The sequence below is a fragment of the Kytococcus sp. HMSC28H12 genome (assembly GCF_001816045.1).
GTDB lineage: Bacteria > Actinomycetota > Actinomycetes > Actinomycetales > Dermatophilaceae > Kytococcus > Kytococcus schroeteri.
On sequence record NZ_KV824409.1, the window covers coordinates 1 to 667 of the forward strand.

The 667-nt window shown below is 74.1% G+C and carries 1 protein-coding gene; it reads right to left on the bottom strand.

Annotation, left to right across the window (positions count from 1 at the left end; all coding sequences use genetic code 11):
* Positions 1-352: Rho termination factor N-terminal domain-containing protein (locus HMPREF3099_RS13385; protein ID WP_237769753.1), on the bottom strand; the 352-nt coding region annotated here is incomplete at its 3' end.
* Positions 353-667: the final 315 nt, after the last annotated feature.

Sequence of the window (667 nt, forward strand, 5' to 3'; positions counted from 1 at the left end):
CGCCCCGGCGGCCCCGGCGGGTGCGGGAGGAGCCCTCCTCCTGGCCGCCCTGCTGGGACTCCCCGCCCTCGCGGCGGTCCGTCTCCTCGGCAGCCGCAGGCGCCTCGGCCTGCTCCTCGCGCGAGGCGACCGGCGCCTCCTGCGCGGCCGGCTGTGCGGCCACGGGCTCCACGCCACGGGCCGAACCGGCGTCCACGCGCGCCTGGCGGATCTCTGCGACGAGGTCCCCCTTGCGCTTCTTCGTGGTGTCGATGCCCATGCTGGCGGCCAGTTCCTGGAGCTCTGCCAGGCGGAGGGCGCTCAGGGCCGTGGAACGCTTCGGGCTCTCGGCCGGCTGGGTCTGGTCAGTCATGCAAGTCCTTCCAACCTGCGCCGACGGGGCGCAGCGGTGATGGATGTCGGCACGGCACCGGGCACGCCACATGGGGGCGCCCCGTCGTGCTCGGTTGCCGGCCTGCAGGGTTCGCCGTACGTGGCGAGGTGGTGTGCACCGGGTCCGTCATCACGTCCACGTCTCAGACGATGACTGTGTCGGAGACGGGGGGACGACCCTCAGGCCTATGAGATGCCGGGTGGAACGAGGTTCCCGCCGACGCCGTCACAGTACCACCCGGCCCGGCGACCTGCGCCACACGCCGACGGGGGCGGTGCGGGTGTCCCCGCACCG